The sequence below is a fragment of the Clostridium vincentii genome, from assembly GCF_002995745.1.
GTDB classification, from domain to species: Bacteria; Bacillota; Clostridia; order Clostridiales; family Clostridiaceae; genus Clostridium; species Clostridium vincentii.
In genome coordinates this window covers 1-543 of record NZ_PVXQ01000095.1, presented here as the reverse complement: position 1 = coordinate 543, position 543 = coordinate 1, and the positions used below count along the sequence as shown (strand labels likewise).

Annotated in this window: 1 protein-coding gene; it reads right to left on the bottom strand. The window is 38.5% G+C overall.

All coding sequences use genetic code 11. The annotated features are described in order from the left end of the window. Positions 1–543: lyase family protein (locus tag CLVI_RS17215; protein WP_242980758.1), on the bottom strand; the 543-nt coding region annotated here is incomplete at both ends.

The window sequence follows — 543 nt, the reverse complement described above, 5'->3', positions numbered from 1 at the left end:
CTTTATGGGGCATAGCCGATGATCCTATTTCACCTGCTTTTATTTTTTGTTTAAAATATTCCATTGATACATACGTCCAAATATCTCTGTCAAGATCAATAACAATAGTATTGATTCTTTTTAAAGCATCAAAAAACGCTGCAAAATGGTCGTAATGTTCAATTTGTGTCGTCGGAAAAGAGTGGTGTAATCCTAAAGTGTCACCTACGAACTTGCCTCCAAATTCTTTCCAATCAATTTGCGGATACGCAACATGGTGAGCATTGTAATTTCCAGTTGCTCCTCCAAATTTGGCTGCAAAAGGGACATGAAACAATAATCGCATTTGCTCCTCTAAACGCTCTACAAAAACGCCAATTTCCTTACCCAATCGAGTAGGTGAGGCTGGTTGTCCGTGCGTACGCGCAAGCAACGGAATGTTTGCCCACTCGACACTTAATTCTTTTAATTTAGCAATTAATCCAATTAAGGATGGCATATATACGCTCTCAAAAGCTTCTTTTGTAGAAAGCGGAATAGCTGTATTGTTTATGTCTTGTGATG